Origin of the sequence: Lentibacillus sp. L22 (assembly GCF_040812445.1) — a bacterium.
Lineage (GTDB): Bacteria > Bacillota > Bacilli > Bacillales > Amphibacillaceae > Lentibacillus_C > Lentibacillus_C daqui.
This window is the reverse complement of sequence record NZ_JBFNXI010000057.1, coordinates 1-18,007: the sequence shown is the minus strand read 5'-3', so window position 1 is coordinate 18,007 and position 18,007 is coordinate 1. Positions and strand designations below refer to the sequence as shown.

The window sequence follows — 18,007 nt, the reverse complement described above, 5'->3', positions numbered from 1 at the left end:
CATAAAAAATACCACAGTAACACTCACTGCGGTAGACCCAAATTTTATACTTTCCTATCTTTTAAAAATAGACCTGGATACGTTTTATATCCAGGTCTCGTACATAATGATTTACAAATTATATTGGTAACCGAAATTTTAGTGCACATCGACCTAAATGAAGCGGGAATCGATCTAAATGCAAGTGAAGGTCATATTCACTGGCCAATGATTCCCGCTCTTTTTAACAGCGTTTCACTTTAACAACCAACCTCTTTAACAATTCCTTACCGGTTTAAGATTTCCGGAACGCGCGAAATAAAAAGCTTAGAATCAACACCAGGATAACCGCACCAATAATGGCTGGGATGATGAAAATACCCGCCAGTTCCGGTCCCCAATGGCCAAGTAGCAATGTTCCAAGCCACGAACCAATTAATCCAGCAATAATATTACCAATAATGCCTCCTGGTATGTCACGGCTTGCGATCAGACCACCCAGCCAGCCAATCACACCACCAACTATGATCATCCAAATAACACCCATCGTATCACTCCTCACTCTAATATATTTCAAAAGCGTATCGACAAAGCACTTTAAAAATCCCAACAAGAGGTTTTCTATGATAGTACCACTATTATTTGTAGCTTAAACCATTTTATGCAATTATGATGGAAACTGCCTCGTGTATACGCCCTTGTACCATATGTTATGATTTAATTAGCTTCTAATTGAATGGAGAGATGCAATTTGGCACTTAATTTCGCCCATCGTGGTTCACTTACGGAGGCGCCGGAAAACACACTACCAGCCTTTCAAAAAGCACTGAAACATGGTGCAAGGGCTGTAGAATTGGACGTTCAGCTGACAAAAGATCAACAGCTTGTCATTTGTCATGATCACAAACTATCGCGATTGAATAAGGATGTTAAGGGATTAATCAAGGATTTTACACTGGCGGAAATCAAACAAATTGATGTAGGTGCTGCCTTTTCCGAAGATTTTCAAGGCACCACACTGAGCACATTGGATGAATTGTTGGCAATTTGCCCCGAAGATCTGCTGTTAAATATCGAGATAAAAAATATTCCAGTCATTTATCCCGGGATAGAACATATTCTGCTCGATTGTCTGAAACAGCACAATCGGATAGATCATGTCATTATCTCATCATTTGACCACATGGCCTTGGCTAAAATGCAGGAGCTTGAACCAAACATCAGACTTGGCATGCTGTTTTATTATCGTATGTTACACCCATGGGACTACGCCAACAGTAGCGGGCTAAATATTACAAGTATCCATCCCAACCAAGTATATGTTGATCAAACGTTTGTTCAGGAGTGTAAACGGCTTGGTTATGAGGTTTATCCTTTTACGGTTAATACTAAGGATCGGTATGAGGAATTAATTTCATATGGGGTGGATGGCGTGTTTTCGAATAATCCGGAAGTGTTCAAGCAAAGCTAATTAACATAGTGACTTTTTCATGCCTAATGGCGTTCCCATTACCTCTTCATACTTCAAAAGTCAAATAACCCCTCCTGATACAGGTAGGGTTATTTGACGCTTACGAAGGCGGTGTTTACACGAGCTGGCGTTTCTATACTTTACTTAATTTCTGTATAAAAATCACCAGGCAGCCAGTTATGCCCAAATAGTGCATCATATTCAACAATCCGGTAATCATCAACCACAGTCAATAATTCTTTTGAAAGATCTTTATCATATATTTTGCCTTCATCTGATACAATATAATCTTTCCCTATTCTTTTTACACCTTTTTCCAATAGTGTATCCATGAGACCTTGATAGGCAGAAACATAATAATGCCCCTCCCTTAATAATACTGGGACAAAAAATACGGGTGACAAGTCATCAAGTTGGATCCCACCCTCGCTTCTCCCGTGATTCATATAAATAAACCAAGGTGTTTCATGGAGCAAATCACCTTTAAATTGGTTCTCTGTTCCTCTGAAAACGCTAGGGAAATGATCACCATAAAACAAAAAATTAATTTCCTTATCAGACTTATCCCATTCATTAACTAATTCTTTCATCGCTTTATCCGAGGCATGTATTCCCTGCAGATAATTAAACAATTCTTTTTCCTTCTTTTTTGGAAAAACATCTGTATTAATTTCCGGTTCGTAATCCATTTCGGGAATTTCTTTATTGTATGGAGAATGGTTTTGCATCGACAAGATATGGATCAACCCCACATCTTTCTTATTTGCCACTTCCATCATATCCTTATTCAAAGCTTCATCTGAAACCCTTGTATGGGTTCCCAGCTTTTCGGTATGCTTAATGCCATGATCCAGATAGTGAAATTCATCAAACCCGATTGCATCATATATTGTTTTTCTATTGTAAAGATGTGCTGTATATGGGTGTAAAGCAACCTTATTCTTGTTATAAAAATCCAAAATGGTATGGTGGTTCTTTGAATCAGCGTAGAAGTCTGAATATGGCGTTACAACCAGTGGTTCACGAAAAACTTCCAGGCTGAAAGATGTTAAAACCGACCATTCCAAATTAGCAGTTCCTCCCCCTATATACTGGCTGTACATCGTTCCTCCAATATTATTTTTAACAGTACTGGAGATAAACGGAATAGGAGTTTCGTTTAACAAAAGGTCGGGCAACTGTTTCGGATCCATTAATGATTCGCTTAAATACAGAAATGTTTGCGATTCATTTAGGGATTTATCACGATCTTTATTAATATCTTTGGAAATCTTACTGTATTTCTTTGAGATTTGCGTGATCCTATCCTTACTGTAATTACCGGGTCTATCCATATAGGTAGGTTTTACCGTATTCATCAGCGTAGGTAAATAGCCGTCTTTGCGGGCCCGTTTTAAAGGATTAAAATTATGGCTATGCGTTTCTTCAAACTTCAAAACATGTGTATTGTAATAATTTGGCTTCATAAATATTGCCACTAAAACGCTTAGAGATACTACAAATAAAACAATCCGAATCCTTCTGCTGACGTAGAAGTTTATTTTCTTTGAAACTTTCACGATCAAAACTTGTATCCCAGCCAAAACCAAAATAGTTACAATTGCTATTAACAAGGCAAAAGCCGGCGAAACATCTACAAAAGACAAAATCTCCTTTGGTGAAGCAATCGTTTTGAGCTCCGAGAAAGTGATAAATTCATTTCGCTCCATTGCTTTCATCTGGTTTGCAAAAACTAAACCAAACATTAACAAATCTATCATCACAATACTTACAATGGCTGTTCCTAAAATGGAGTATACAAAAATGGTAATTGTGAAAATTAAAGAGACACCATTGAAAAAAGAATCGTGGAAATCCTGTCCGGGGTCAATGGTATAATCGGGAAACATGCTTTTATTTAACCATTCAATTATAACTGTTGAATTGATTCTTATAATAAAAAACAACAATATGAAATAAGCAATAAAAAGTAACGCCTTTACGACTTTTTGCACGCTAAACTCCACTCTTTTCTCCCAAAATATCTTTCCAATAAACTACTTTATCATAACAGCGACTAATTTTTAAGAAATCTTGGTGAAACAGCCCTAAATTGTTTACGTCTGGCACGACTACTGGCAAGGGAGTAAACGTAAAATAATATATCCTTAGATGCACGTTTTATATTTTCCATAAAACGTAAGATCGGTAATGTACGGTGCGGACATACTTACAACTGAACCGATTTCCGCCTGACCAATTAATTCTCCTGAATCCGGGTCTAGTCGTCCCGACCTCATTAGCGGTTTGAAATTTATGATAATGCAATGGATCGGAACCATTATCATAGACGGCGTGTTTATCACTGTTCATCTGATATGGATTCCATTCATCAGGTCCAAAACTGCATTCACTGCTGCCGACAACATGCTAAGAGTATCCAATACCACTAGCACCAGTGTCCCCCATTTTTTAAACCCCAGATAAATTCTAAGCCATCAGAGCCTTATGCTGTCTTTCCACCGCTTTCTCTCTGTATGCTTTTTTCTCATCTTTGGACATTTTTTTATATTCCTTCAAAAACTGCTCATATTTCGGCATGACCTCGTCGACTGTTCCGAAATCCTTGACCATGCCATATTCCAGCCAGAGAATTTTCTCACAAAACTTTTTCATTTGCCCGATGGAGTGACTGACAAAGATCATCGTTTTCCCCATACGCTTGAAATCCTTCATCTTCTCAAGACTTTTCTCGGCAAATGCTTTATCACCAACAGACAAGGCTTCATCAATGATCAATATCTCCGGATCGACATTGACCGAAATCGCAAAGCCCAGTCGCGATTTCATCCCACTGGAATACGATTTTACCGGCTGATCGATGAACTTGCCCAACTCCGAAAACTCGATGATCTCAGGCTCTAATCTTTTTATTTCTTCTTTACTAAACCCCAACATCAGACACTTCAATTCTATATTGTCCCGACCAGACAGATCATTTTTGAGCCCTGAAGCAACTGCAATCAGGGATGCTTGTCCATTTATTTCAACACTGCCGGATGTCTCGGGAACAATACCGGCAATAATATTGGACAATGTTGATTTACCTGATCCATTAATCCCAACAAACCCGACAACATCGCCTTTTTCCGCTGTAAAACTAACATCCGTCAGTGCATAAAAGGATTCACCATAATTTTTTGGTGTAATGAGATCTAATAAACGCTCTTTGTTGTCGTTATACAATTTATATTTCTTTGTCACGTTTTTAACAATAATTGCTTTTTCCATCATGATCACAAGCCTTTATAAATAATCAATGAAATGGCGGCGGAATTTCACATGCAGCGTCGAGCCGAATATGAATAGCACAATGACTAATGCCCAGAAATAAAGCGTATAATGCCAGTGCTCAATAAAATACCAACCTGCTCCAAAAAATGCCGAACGATACCCTTCAATTAAATACAATAATGGGTTTAACTTTAGTAATTGCATGATTGTCGGAAATTGATTCGTTAAAATAGTTATTGGCCACAGAACACCCGAGACATAAAGAAACATTCGTAATGTCGAACTCAAAAACATGTGTACATCTCTTATTATGGTGGACAATGTTGACGTTATTAGTGCAACGGAAAAAATCAAACAAAATGCGCCAAAAATAAAATAGATCAGTTGCAAGTAATATAAATTCACATAATAACCCATAAATTGAAAAATGACCATCGTAATAACCAGCATAATTAGATGGATATAGAACTGGGAAAAAATAACATAGTTCGGGATCACACTCATAGGAAAATTCATTTTAGATAACATGCGCAATCTCGTATAGATCGACTTGGAACCTTGAATCGTCGACTGGTAAAAGAAATTCCACAGAAAAAAGGCCGCCATCAGCCAGGTAAAAAATGGAATCTCCACTCCGCCTACTTCTACAGGTTCTCGATGCCTTAGTGCTCCAAATACAAACCAATAAATTAATATTTGAATGGTGGGGTTCAGAATCTCCCAAAACATTCCCAAATAATTGTTCCGGTTTTTACTTTTTAACTCATATAGGGAAAGCCGCCGTATTAAATAAAAATGTTTAAATTGCTCTTTAAGAACTGTTATTGCAGATTTCATATGTATATCCTTTCGACTCTTAAAACCCTTTTATATACTGCTATTAATTATAATTATATTTACCTAACTTTATTATTTTTTTAATTTAACTTTTGTAACTTAATAAATTATACAAGCAACAAGGGTAAAAGACAATAAAAGAGAAAGCAGGTCTATACCATTTATAGTATAAACCATGTTTTTAGAAATCAATCTTCAAATACTTCTTTTACAACACGCTCGCTAGCATGACCATCTTCCAGATAACAAAACTTTTCATAAAATGCCTTTGTTGCATCGGATGGAACGAAACCATTTGCGTCAAATTTTAGGATTTCGTCAATAATCCCTTCCGTTGTTTTCACCAAAGGTCCAGGGGCTTTCGTTTCTAAATCAAAATAAAAACCACGTAGCTTATCTCGATAATCGTCAATATCGTAAACATAAAATAACATTGGCCGTTTTAAATTGGCATAGTCAAAAAAAACAGAAGAATAATCTGTAATAAGTAAATCTGCAATAAGATACAGTTCGCGAATATCTTCATGATAGGAAAAGTCAAAAACAAACCCTTCATATCCCTTTAAGTCAAGGTTCTCAGCCACAAGATAATGCAACCTTAGAATAATTATAAAATCATGATTGAGTTCTTTTCGAAGTTTTTCTAAATCAAGGTGTAAATCAAATTTATACTCACCTTTAGCATAGAATTGATTATCTCTCCAAGTTGGTGCATACAGGATAACCTTTTTATCCAACGGTAAATCGCATTCGTTTTTTATTTTGGAAATAATATCTTGATTATTACAATTCAATAAAAAGTCATTTCTTGGATAACCAGATTCGATTATCGTCTTATCAAACGCAAAGGCTCTTCTAAATATCTCAGTCGAATAGGCATTCGGAGAAACTAAGTAGTCCCATTTGCTTGTTGATTTTAAAAAATTTTGTTTGTATTGAACTGTGTTTGTTCCTGGCATATGTACTTCATCCATATCCATTGCCAACCGTTTTAACGGTGTACCATGCCATGTTTGCAGATATGTTGTGTAACGGGGCTTGGGGATCCATAATGGTAATCGGCTATTAGATACCCAATAGCCTGCCCTAGTCATTAACAATAACCATTTTAATGAAAAACGATACACCTTCTGGATATCTCTTCCCACTAAAGCTTTGGAGTGCCTTTTATCAACACTCCAATACATTTTATAACCTGACCTATTCTTACACATATATTCGTAAATTGCCCTTGGGTTATCACTGTATTGTTTCCCCAAAAAACTTTCAAATATGATTAGTTTAGGGTCTTTGGGAAGTACTTTTCCAAGGAAGTTAAAGGTAAATTTATATAATTTAAACACAACTCTTTTAACAGCACTTTTCATACATAATTTCTCCGTAACTAAGAATCCTGCCCTATCTCTTCTAATGATTTGCCCTCAAACACGCGCTGCACCGTTTTTCTTGAAGCATTACCATTATCCCATAAACAAAATTTATTATAGAATTGATTATAGGTATCATGATATTTCATTCGAACATCATCAATATGTTGCACAGCATCGACAACTTCGTCCGTGGTCATCAGCAGCGGACCTGGAACCTCTTTTTCCATGTCGAAATAAAAACCTCGCATTTGATCACGGTATTTCTCAATATCATAGGTGTAAAATAATATGGGTCGTTTCAAATTGGCATAATCAAAAAAGACGGAAGAATAATCCGTGATTAACATATCTGAAATCAAATAAAGTTCTGCAATATCATCATACAGACTAAAATCATAGACAAACCCTTCATATTCCGAAACGTCCAGCCTGTTCGCAATATGATAATGAGTTCTCAATAAAAGAATATATTCATCACTTAAATTCTCTTGCATTTTATCTAGCTCTAGCTTCAGGGTAAATTTATAATTACCCCTTGAGAAAAATTCATCGTCACGCCATGTAGGAGCGTATAATATAACTTTTTTATCAAGTGGAAGATTTAGGTTTTGCTTTAAATCATTTATGTCCTTGAAATTATTTTTTTGATATAAGATATCATTTCTGGGATACCCAAATTCCAGCATCTCTTTATCAAACTTAAAAGCCCGCCTAAATATCTTGGAAGAATATTCATTTGGTGAACTTAAATAGTCCCACCTGCGAGATTGAATATAGAAATTCTCTTTATATTTAGGATCTGCCGAGAATATATCTTTTTGGTCAAGCACCAATGTCTTCAAAGGGGTACCATGCCATGTTTGCAAATAAACGTTACCTTCCCGTTTATCCAAAGATTTTGGTAAGCGAATATTACTTACCCAATATTTTGCCCTCGCTAAATAGTAATAATAGCGCAGACTAAACCTTTTCACCTGAATAGGGTTACCAGGAATGTTTTTCTTCTCTCGTACACTCCATACACATTTATAACCCATGTCATTATTCAACAGATATTCATAAATGTATTTTGGGTTGTCGGAGTAATTTTTACCAAGAAAACTTTCGAAAAAGACAAGCTTTTCCTTCATAGAAAACTTCATGAAAACTTTTCTATATAATAAAATAAAAAACTTTCTCTTCGTTTTCAAACCTTCCCTTATCTCCCTTAGTAGTCTGTGTTGTGTATTGACCTTTTTATATTTATGAACATTTCCTGTTTTAATCTTATAGATTTCTCTTTTAAGAATAAAGTCCTTTTGGCTGATCAATTGAGGATCGATCTTATTCACTGCCTCAACAAGCTGTGGGAAAAAGTCATCTATATGTTCATCTTGTTTAAAGTACGTAATGACATTCTTCCTGTAAAAATTCAACAACTGGTTATCAAGAAAACGATCAGCTAATTCGTCGTCACTGTACTCTTGCTTCAACGTATTGTAAACATCCAGGAAGCTGCTTATTTTTACATGTTCATCTGATTGGGTTAAAGACGGATTGTTAATCGGATCGTTTCGTTTCCGTTTAAAGTAAACAGCCTCTTTGATATAAGGGATTAACTCTGAATGGATAAGTGCAGGTATCAAAAAAGTTAAATCAGCATACACTTCCACATCCTCGGAAAAATGTAAATTTTCCTTAATAATATAATCACGCTTAAACAAAAAATTGACGGCAGACCTATTTTTAATTAGCTTAAACCTTTTATCAATATATGTTTTCACGTTAAAAAGGCCATCCAAAATGATCGCCATACTTTTGCTAAAATGAGTCGATTTAACTTTACCACGAATCATATCATGATGTTTGATGTGGTTCACTAATATTTCCAATGTTTTCTCTGGGAGATAATCATCGCTATCCAAGAAGTAGATAAATTCTCCGCTAGCCTTTTTTATGCCAAAATTCCTTGCAGCTCCAACACCTTTTCGCTCGGAAAAATGAAACAATTGAATTCTGTCATCTTGCTTTGCTATTTTTTCCAACAGTTGTGTACAGTATTCATTACTATTATCGTTTATTAATAAAATTTCAAGATCGGTATAAGTTTGTTCCATTAGAGACTTCAAACAATCGTATACATATCCTTCTGTGTTATATACAGGTGTAATAACCGAAATCTTTCCCATGATTACACTCCTTGAAGCAAAATTATTTGCAAACCCTTATTATATTTTTATTTAATATTTTTTAAAGCTCAACTTTATTTTACGTAATACCTCCATGAATTACACAAATTTTATTATAATCTAATTTGATTAACATATCAATTTTATGTCTAAGTATTTCACTTCATTGTAATTATTTCTTCACACTTAATGAAATTCGAATTATCAATTTAACTTTAGGTGTTTATTTTCATAATTGTTTTTATTTCAATGCTTTTTCAGCCTTTATGTGGAAACTTTGTCTAAAACTTGTGCGCACAGCAACGGTCAGAATAAAGGTAACAATTACATGGATAGCTATCTTTTCTGGAGAGCAACAAAAGACTAACAACACTCGACAGTCTTTTAGTTGTTTTTATACTTTCTACGTTAATCAAAACAGACCCATTCCTATACTCAATAATGAACAATACGAAAGATAATTCACCATTTATTACCTGTAAACCTATCTATTGCAACATGATCTAAATCCTCCAATACATACGTCTAGAGTTCTGTCTTCCATCAAATTCATGGTTCATAGATTATGCATAAAAAGGTAAACGAAGCGGTCCGTTTCCTATATTGCGTATTTTTTACATTTTTACATTCAGCACCATTCAGAACCACCGCATTGGTTGATTCTGTAGCTCACATGGTAACTGGTCGCAATAAACTCACCACAATATGCCAGTGCCAGAACTTCCTTTTCGTATTGGAATTCCAAATGGTTCCTTCAGTTTATTTAATGAAAATACATCAACCTTTGACCAATTCGAGCCATTGCTTTTTAAATTTTTCCTCACTAAAAGTCTCTTTAACAACACTAGCGTTTATAGATAGTTCTTCACGTAAATCCTCATTTTTCATTAACTTAATTATCTTTTCCGCAAGTTCTTTCTTATTTCCCCGTTCAACTAAATAACCATTAAACTCATTTTCAATAATATCATTTGGGCCATATTTTATATCATAAGAAATAACTGGCGTTCCAACTGCCATACTTTCTGTAAGTACCATGGCAAACGCCTCTTGTCTTGAGGTTAGGATAGAACATACTGCTTTCTCGAACGTTTCTCTGGGATTAGTAGTGTATTTTTTTAAGAATACATTATTCTTCAGACCAAGACTTTCAATTAATAACTTTAGCTCATTCTCTAACTTTCCATTACCATATATATAATACTTAGCATCTGGAATCTTTTCAACAACATATGTAAATGCACGAATTGCTTCGTCTAAATTTTTGTCTTTATGATAACGAGCAAGTGTTACAACTAATCTACGATCGTAGTCCTTCTTATAACTTTTTTCTCTTTTTACATCATCTGGTTCACATGCATGGGGAATCACTGTAAATTTATCATTTGCCCCATAAACTGCTTCTACATCTTTTTTTTGTTCATCTGTTAAAAATACAACTTTATCTAATTCTTTAGCTTGTTCAAATAATGTTTTATAACTTTTCTTTATGTTTTTTATATCATTAAAAGGCTCTTCTAGATGATTAGTGTGGATAACTTCAATTTTTTTTGCATTATTATGTTTGATTCCTAATAAAAATTTATCCAATCCCCTAAGCTCGCACATGACTACTGGAAAATCTACCTCATTTAAGAGGGAGTTTAGCCATTCTTGTTGAAGATCATATAGTTTGTCATATTCCCTGGGTGTATCATTAAACAATGCTGCTCGTCCTTCTTTCCCATTTGTTGAATTAATGTGTACACTCAAGTAACAATTACCTTTATCATCAAAATATCGATCTAATCGAGACTTATTTTCAAGTTTATCCATTTGTCGCACTCTAACTAAAACTCCACGTTGATCGTACTCTTCACGGGCTATTCTATATCTGTCATAATCCATATAATCTATAAATTTTAAGGATCCATCTTCGTTGAATCTTTTATATTTAACGTAAAAACCATTCTTATAATATCGATAAGATCGTTCTGTTTTCATCTTTTTAACAGGAAATTCAAAAAAACCTTTCTCCCCCACCGAATATTTATATTTATTCTTTGATTTTTTGAATTTTTTTCTTTTTGGCTTTATATGCTCGAAAAAATTAACTACTCTTATATTCTTTGATAATATTTTTCTATCATATAATTCATTTATTATAGAATTATGAAATTGTTGAAACACAAACGTAGCAATAATAACTTCACTATATTTCTCCGCTAACAAATTAGCTCGTTTTATTGAGGCTCTAGTGACCCCTCCGCGTTCAACATCCAAAGACCTAACTAATATAACAGGAGTGATACTTCCCAATTTTCTAGCTCCTTTCAGTAACTGTTGTGTGTAATTACCATCCTATAAAGTTTAATTCCTACTATCCTTTTTGGATTGAAAACTCAATTTAAGCATAACCATCTACAAAACTTATTTCTGTGACGTGGTCATTATCTCTAATTCTTTAACCTACATACGTCTACTATAGATTAAACAAATCGTCTAGCGATTTCCATATTGTATATACTAACATCATTACGTGGATTTACAGATTTTAAAACAGATTTATTATACCATATATGCCGTTTCTAAATCTATTTTTACCAAAACGCATTTAATTCCCACGAATTCCAAAATTCAAAAACACAATCAAAATACTATAATATCAAATTCAGGAGACGTTATGTACCACGTTTTGACTTTGTAATACTTCTTCAATTAGATAAAAAGACTGTCACCAAAAGTTATGCCTTTTGGGACAGACTTCTTAAAATTTAATTTACATAGGAACTATGCAACCAAATTCTTTTACCATTAAAGTCTCCACGGTACCAAATATTGTTGCCAACTTTTTCAGTCAAATTGACATGAAAGGCCTGAGATTTATACGGTAGCATATCCTCGTATACCAAATCCTGTAATCCACCCCATGCTTTCGAGTAGGCACTGCCCTTTCCAGTAAAGTACAAAGTTTTCTTTTTCTTATCCACACCTACATGGTCATGTAATGATAAATCGTCTGCTTGCACCCAGCCAACCACCCCATCTTCACGGCTTGGTTTCAAACTGACCAGATAAAACGTTTGTTCACCAACTTTTGCTTGTTGCTTTATATAATACACTTGATTGGTATACTCTTCTCCTGCCTTAAACCTAGTTGAAGTGTCCCCAATCGTTTCATAAATATTTACCTTGTCACCACGAATATGACCTAGCTTACTGGTGTTACTTTCTTCTTTTGTCGTTAAATAGCTTTCATGTAACCAAATTGTCTTTCCGTTAAAATTACCACGATACCATGTGTTGTTGCCTACCTTTTCGGTTAAATTGACATGGAATTTTTGATGTTTATAAGGTGACATATCTTCATATACCAAATCTTTCGAGCCACCCCATGCTTTTGTATAGGCTTTACCTTTCCCCGTAAAATAAAAAGTCTTATTATTTTTGTCCACACCACTATGCGAATGTACCGATAGATCTTCTGCTTTGACCCAACCAACCGCATCATCTTTTTTACTTGGTTTTAGACTTATTAAATAATATAGTTGCCCATTTACTTTAGCTTGCTCTTTCACATAATACACTTGATTAATATATTTTTCTCCCGCTACAAACGAAGAAGCATTGGAATATACATCTGTGTAAATGTTGACCTTTTCATTATGAATATGACCTAGTTTACTTGTATTACTTTTATCTATTAAATAACTGGAATGAATCCATACCTGTTTGCCATTTAAAAATCCCCGATACCAAATATTGTTACCAACCGATTCCGTGAGATTCACTTTAAAGGTTAATCCCTTATATTTTGATAGGTTATACACTAAATCGTTTGAACCGCCCCAAGCTTTAGTATAGGCCTTTCCGTCACCTTTTATGGTGAAAGATTTACTGTTCTTATCCACACCCTTATGAGTATGATTACTTATATTTTTATCTTCAACCCAGCCAACTACACCTTTTTTCTTGCTTGGCTCTGTACTTATAAGATAAAACATCCTTCCATTTACCTCGGCTTGTTTTTTAATATAATAAACGGCGTTTGTATACTTATCTCCAGCCTTGAATGAATTAGAATCGTTTAGTATTTTCTCATATATTGTTACATCTCCATTGCGAATATGACCTAATTTGCTCGTATTACTTTCCGTTATTGTTCCAACATAGCTTGAGTGAACCCATACCACTTTTCCATCAAGTGTTCCTCTATACCACGTATTGTTTCCAACTTTTTCAGTGAGGTTAACCTTAAATGTTTCTCCGGCATGTGATGATAAATCATATACTTGGTTCTTAGAACCACCCCAAGCTTTATCATAAGCCTTTCCAGTACCTTTTACGATAAAACTTTTACTTTTCTTATCTACACCATTATGTGTACGGACGTTCATGTCATTAGCCTTTACCCAGCCAACTGTTCCTTTTTTACTACTTGGTTCTCTACTAATTAAATAGTAATGAACTCCACTAATTTTAGCTTGTGCTTTAATATAAAAAACTTCATTCATATTTTTTGACCCGGCTGCATGGCTTTTCTTTTTAGAAGGATTATCATAAATTTGTGCATTACCTGATTTTACATGCCCTAATTTGCTTGTGTTCGCATTTTTATCCGCGACTAGTTTATTATATTTTGAGGTTACTAAACTAACAAATTGGCTCCAATTATATCCATACTTTGCAAAATAATCATGTGGATCTACATGCGTTGTACCACCTAAGAAGTTACTAACGGCTTTATGGGACCACAATGTACCTTTACCATTATTTTCTGCACTTGATACGCCTAAATTGTATTTATATAATAAGGAGGCGATATAAGTTGAATAGTTATTAATAGAACGTGCAAATTCATCAAAACTGTTAACTTCAACTAGTTCGACATGGATAAATCGCTCGTTTGCAAATCGACCAGCTCCCCATGCTGCATTATCTGTTGGATGGATTTCTATAATATGCGAATGATCAACAAAGGCATGAACAAAAGCATTATTATAGTTTTTAGTCATATAATTTATTTCACTTGTTATTGTTGAATTCGGATTAGACGTTTCGTGAGCTACCACGCCCTCCGGCTTTCCAAATCCACTACGATAGTTAAATTCCGGAAATACATTCTTATGATTAAATTCAACTTCAGCTGGAGTTATATTTTTAATATAATTATTTACATCTGGATAGGCTTGTCTCGTGAGTATATTTCTGTTATTGGATGTTTGCTCCTCTGGATGTTCGCTCTCAAATTTTCCGTCTCTCCAGTCCTTTGGAACATATTGCAATTCTTCTTCACTTAGCTCGCTAATATCTTCACCGTAAACTTCAGTACCAACCTTGATTCCCAACTCATTATAACCGTTCTCGCTATTGTCAGCACTATCTTTTTCTTTGGTTTCCTGTTTATTCACGTTATTTTCGGCAGGGTCATGAGTATCCCCTTTATTCTTGGTAGCTTCCTCTTTTTTTTCAGATGATTTATTATTTTTTGTTACACGTTCATTCATTTCTACCTTTTTGTCTTTATCATTTTCTTCTTGTGATGCTTTTTCCCTATTCGAATCGTTGTCTTTGTTCTCATCTTCTTCTGCTTCTACATCAACGCTATCTAATTCATTATGTACTGCGTCATTATCGTTTTTCCACTTATTAATATCACCTTCCCTACTATGCTGATCCTCAAGATTCTCCTTAGCTATAATTGGATAAGGGAACGATGACGTTAACACAAGAAACAATGATACTACAATCGCTAATTTCTTCATGCAATCCCTCCTAACTTAAAATCTCATTGGTGCTATTAGACTAGTAATCCTTATTAATATATCGGTTGGAAGGCAAAAGCTTTAGAACTAAAGGCAATTTTTATTTTCGCTTTTTTATTCCATGAAAAGGAAGATTGATTATCTCCATGATTTTCACACGTAGTCAAAGTTCCAACATATATTTTCAACCCATTTACTGATACCTAGGTATATCCAGAATCATTTTATAACCATCTAGCAGATTATATAAATCATACATTCTTGATGTTTGTTTATATGCCCAACCTATATCTGTTGCATATTGGTGGGTAGCTGTACCAGTGTTTGCGGCTGCCAATGGATTCCAGCGCATTTTATACAATGTATCTTGCCCCGCTTGGACATAATTCTCACTGACAAATGCTGCTCCACCAGTAATTGCATCTTCTGGAGTAAACCACCCAGCATCATAAGCGTATTTTGCACCGCATTCAACTGCGCATCCATCATTGGCACCAACGCCATACATATTATAAACCTTTTTCCCTTTATATTTAACGCCATTAGCTAATTCAGACGTGCCATTTCCAGTCTCCAATAATGCATGGGAAATTAGATATATTTCATTGATATTATATTTTTGACTACCCTCAGTAAATGATTGTGCTTTTCCTTCCAAAATACCGTTACCCTTAAGGATCTTTTCATTTATCTCACTTACACTAGCGTCGGAACTTTCTGATAGCTTAAGAAATTGCAACTTGTCTTTTAAACTATCCGTGAAGTTTCTATAATCTAAATAGTATCTTACATCTGTGGGGTCGGCGGTTACCCATCCCGTTGTATATCCTATATGATACCAAGTATACCCAGAAACCTTCTGACTACCTTTTATAGGAAGTTTTGTTCCATTACCTACTCTCCCGCCTGATAGATAATTGGTTCCAGGGCCTCTTCTCAAGTTCCAATTTTCACCTTTAACCGTACCTTTACCATTACTAATACTTCCGAAAGCATCTTCACGAATCCAAAGCTTATATTGTTTATCCGTTTGTGGGTTAACTTTCATTTGTAAATCTAGCATTTTATCGAGTGATAAATTGTAAGTTGTGTAATCAGTAATTACTTCTTTTGTCTTTTTTAGATATGACTCATGAAACCATACCGTTTTTCCATTCAAGGTTCCACGATACCATATGTTATTCCCCACTTTTTCAGTTAGGTTAACTTTAATTTCTTGGCCTTTAAATTTTGAAACATCGGAATAGACTAGATCCTTTGATCCACCCCACGCCTTACTGTATGCACTACCAGTCCCGACTACCTTTAATATCTTACTTTTTTTATCTACTCCAACATGGTCATGTGTTGACATATCTGATGCATTTACCCAGCCGACTGTCCCATTTATCACACTTGGTTGTTTGCTAATCAGATAATAAGTTTGGTCATTTACTTTAGCCTGCTGTTTAATATAGTACACTGCATTTGTATAATTACTCGTATTTAGAAGCGATGATCTATCACCAAGGCTTTTATAAATATTCGCATTACCATGCAAATGACCTAATTTACTTATTCTATTTGTATCCTTCATCGTTAGGTAGCTTTCATGTAACCAGATTGTTTTTCCATTAAATTTACCACGATACCATGTATTGTTACCGACTTTTTCGGTCAAATTGACATGAAAGGCCTGAGATTCATACGATGACATATCCTTATATACCAGATCTTTCGAGCCACCCCATGCTTTCGTATAGGCACTACCTTTTCCAGTGAAGTATAAGGTTTTCTTTTTCTTATCTACACCTACATGGTCATGCAATGATAAATCGTCTGCTTGTACCCAGCCAATTACTCCATCTTCACGGCTTGGTGTCAGACTGATAAGATAAAACGTTTGTTCACCGATCTTGGCTTGTCTTTTTATATAATACACTTGATTCGTATATTCTTCTCCTGCTGCAAACTTGGTTGAAGTGTCGCTAATAGTTTTATAAATGTTTACCTTTTCACTGCGAATATGACCTAGCTTACTGGTGTTACTTTCTTCTTTTGTCGTTAAATAGCTTTCATGTAACCAAATTGTCTTTCCGTTAAAATTACCACGATACCATGTGTTGTTGCCTACCTTTTCGGTTAAATTGACATGGAATTTTTGATGTTTATAAGATGACATATCTTCATATACCAAATCTTTCGAGCCACCCCATGCTTTTGTATAGGCACTACCTTTTCCAGTAAAGTAAAAGGTTTTTCCTTTTTTATCTACACCTACATGGTCGTGTATTGATAGATCACTAGCTTTCACCCAACCGACAACACCCTCTTTACTGCTTGGTTTCTTACTTATCAGATAAAATCTTACTCCATCAACATCAGCTTGTTTTTTTATATAATAAACAGCATTTGCGTATTTATCGCCCGCAGTAAACAATCTATTGTTTCCAGGTATTTCATAAATTTGTGCACTTGCACTTCTAATATGACCGAGTTTGCTTGTATTCACGCCAATATCTGTTGAACTTGTCGTTAGAATTTTTGCCTTTTCACCTTCAATAATGGCTTGTTGTTCCTGATTGTCTTCTTTAGTTTTAGGGTTCTGTGTCTTTTCTTGTTTTTCGGATTCCGAAACAGATACACCATATTTTTCCTTGTCTACTTCATCATTTGTTTTTGTTTCTGTATTTCCATTCTTTTTACTACCATTTGAATCCGAAGAACTAAATATCTCATTTTGATTTGCATCCTGTTCTAAATCCAAATTTTCACTTTCCGATTCATTGCCCATTTTGCTACCGTTTTTCTTGAACTCCGACTCAGAATCCACCTCTTCCACCTTTTTATCACTTACGACTTTTTCGGACATACTATTGTTATCAGCGTCTCGCGTGGTAGCAGATAAACTGTACGGTGAAAATGAACAAGAAATTAAAATTACCATTATAATCATTGCTATTTTTCCCATTTGTTTCCTCCTCAGTAATTACTAAGTTAAACCTCCGTTCCCTCCAATCCGCTAGGATAAAGTAGGTTAATACGTTGGGGAATAAATAATTCATTAAATTTCCTTTCATTATTAAACCTGGAATAATAATTATCTAATGCGACATATTAACCTGATGACGTAAAATAGTTTGTGTAAAATATTTGAGACGAAAAAAAGAGGTAGGGTATCCTCAA

At 34.9% G+C, this 18,007-nt stretch carries 10 protein-coding genes and 1 pseudogene; 2 read left to right on the top strand and 9 right to left on the bottom strand.

The window, feature by feature from the left end; genetic code table 11:
• Positions 1-243: hypothetical protein (locus ABRT01_RS16515; RefSeq protein WP_367748675.1), on the top strand; the 243-nt coding region annotated here is incomplete at its 5' end.
• A gap of 31 nt (positions 244-274) precedes the next feature.
• On the opposite strand, the gene ABRT01_RS16510 is transcribed toward ABRT01_RS16515, so the two are convergent.
• Positions 275-526 carry a GlsB/YeaQ/YmgE family stress response membrane protein gene (locus ABRT01_RS16510; protein WP_269410427.1) on the bottom strand — a complete coding sequence of 84 codons (252 nt, stop codon included), beginning with the start codon at positions 524-526 and terminating at the stop codon, positions 275-277.
• 204 nt (positions 527-730) lie between these two features.
• Between ABRT01_RS16510 and ABRT01_RS16505 the strand changes: the two genes are divergently transcribed.
• The gene (locus tag ABRT01_RS16505) at positions 731-1,450 is read left to right on the top strand and encodes a glycerophosphodiester phosphodiesterase (RefSeq protein ID WP_269410428.1); all 720 of its coding nucleotides are present in this window, start codon (positions 731-733) and stop codon (positions 1,448-1,450) included.
• Positions 1,451-1,590: 140 nt separating this feature from the next.
• On the opposite strand, the gene ABRT01_RS16500 is transcribed toward ABRT01_RS16505, so the two are convergent.
• The 8 genes and pseudogenes from ABRT01_RS16500 to ABRT01_RS16465 all read right to left on the bottom strand — a co-directional run bounded on the left by ABRT01_RS16500 (position 1,591) and on the right by ABRT01_RS16465 (position 17,792).
• A complete protein-coding gene (locus ABRT01_RS16500) occupies positions 1,591-3,444 on the bottom strand; it encodes an LTA synthase family protein (protein WP_367748672.1) in 1,854 nt (617 codons plus the stop codon).
• A 475-nt stretch (positions 3,445-3,919) separates the two neighbouring features.
• Positions 3,920-4,720 carry a teichoic acids export ABC transporter ATP-binding subunit TagH gene (gene tagH / locus ABRT01_RS16495; protein WP_269412622.1) on the bottom strand — a complete coding sequence of 267 codons (801 nt, stop codon included), beginning with the start codon at positions 4,718-4,720 and terminating at the stop codon, positions 3,920-3,922.
• A gap of 15 nt (positions 4,721-4,735) precedes the next feature.
• Positions 4,736-5,560 carry an ABC transporter permease gene (locus ABRT01_RS16490; RefSeq protein ID WP_269410430.1) on the bottom strand — a complete coding sequence of 275 codons (825 nt, stop codon included), beginning with the start codon at positions 5,558-5,560 and terminating at the stop codon, positions 4,736-4,738.
• Positions 5,561-5,748: 188 nt separating this feature from the next.
• Positions 5,749-6,909 (bottom strand): annotated as a pseudogene (locus tag ABRT01_RS16485) (CDP-glycerol glycerophosphotransferase family protein); the annotation flags it as partial.
• Positions 6,910-6,944: 35 nt separating this feature from the next.
• Entirely contained in the window at positions 6,945-9,098 is a 2,154-nt protein-coding gene (locus tag ABRT01_RS16480) for a bifunctional glycosyltransferase/CDP-glycerol:glycerophosphate glycerophosphotransferase (RefSeq protein WP_269410431.1), read from the bottom strand.
• Positions 9,099-9,875: 777 nt separating this feature from the next.
• Positions 9,876-11,396, bottom strand: coding sequence for a glycosyltransferase (locus ABRT01_RS16475; RefSeq protein WP_269410432.1), 1,521 nt, complete (start codon positions 11,394-11,396; stop codon positions 9,876-9,878).
• A 455-nt stretch (positions 11,397-11,851) separates the two neighbouring features.
• Positions 11,852-14,842, bottom strand: a complete 2,991-nt coding sequence (locus tag ABRT01_RS16470; protein WP_269410433.1) for a peptidoglycan recognition protein family protein — start codon at positions 14,840-14,842, stop codon at positions 11,852-11,854.
• A gap of 193 nt (positions 14,843-15,035) precedes the next feature.
• Positions 15,036-17,792, bottom strand: coding sequence for an N-acetylglucosaminidase (locus ABRT01_RS16465; protein WP_367748666.1), 2,757 nt, complete (start codon positions 17,790-17,792; stop codon positions 15,036-15,038).
• Positions 17,793-18,007 lie beyond the last annotated feature (215 nt).

Bases quoted from the DNA above. Each gene is read 5' to 3' on its own strand.
- ABRT01_RS16510 (WP_269410427.1), bottom strand. From the start codon at position 526: ATGGGTGTTATTTGGATGATCATAGTTGGTGGTGTGATTGGCTGGCTG.
- tagH (WP_269412622.1), bottom strand. From the start codon at position 4,720: ATGGAAAAAGCAATTATTGTTAAAAACGTGACAAAGAAATATAAATTG.
- ABRT01_RS16490 (WP_269410430.1), bottom strand. From the start codon at position 5,560: ATGAAATCTGCAATAACAGTTCTTAAAGAGCAATTTAAACATTTTTAT.
- ABRT01_RS16480 (WP_269410431.1), bottom strand. From the start codon at position 9,098: ATGGGAAAGATTTCGGTTATTACACCTGTATATAACACAGAAGGATAT.
- ABRT01_RS16470 (WP_269410433.1), bottom strand. From the start codon at position 14,842: ATGAAGAAATTAGCGATTGTAGTATCATTGTTTCTTGTGTTAACGTCA.
- ABRT01_RS16465 (WP_367748666.1), bottom strand. From the start codon at position 17,792: ATGGGAAAAATAGCAATGATTATAATGGTAATTTTAATTTCTTGTTCA.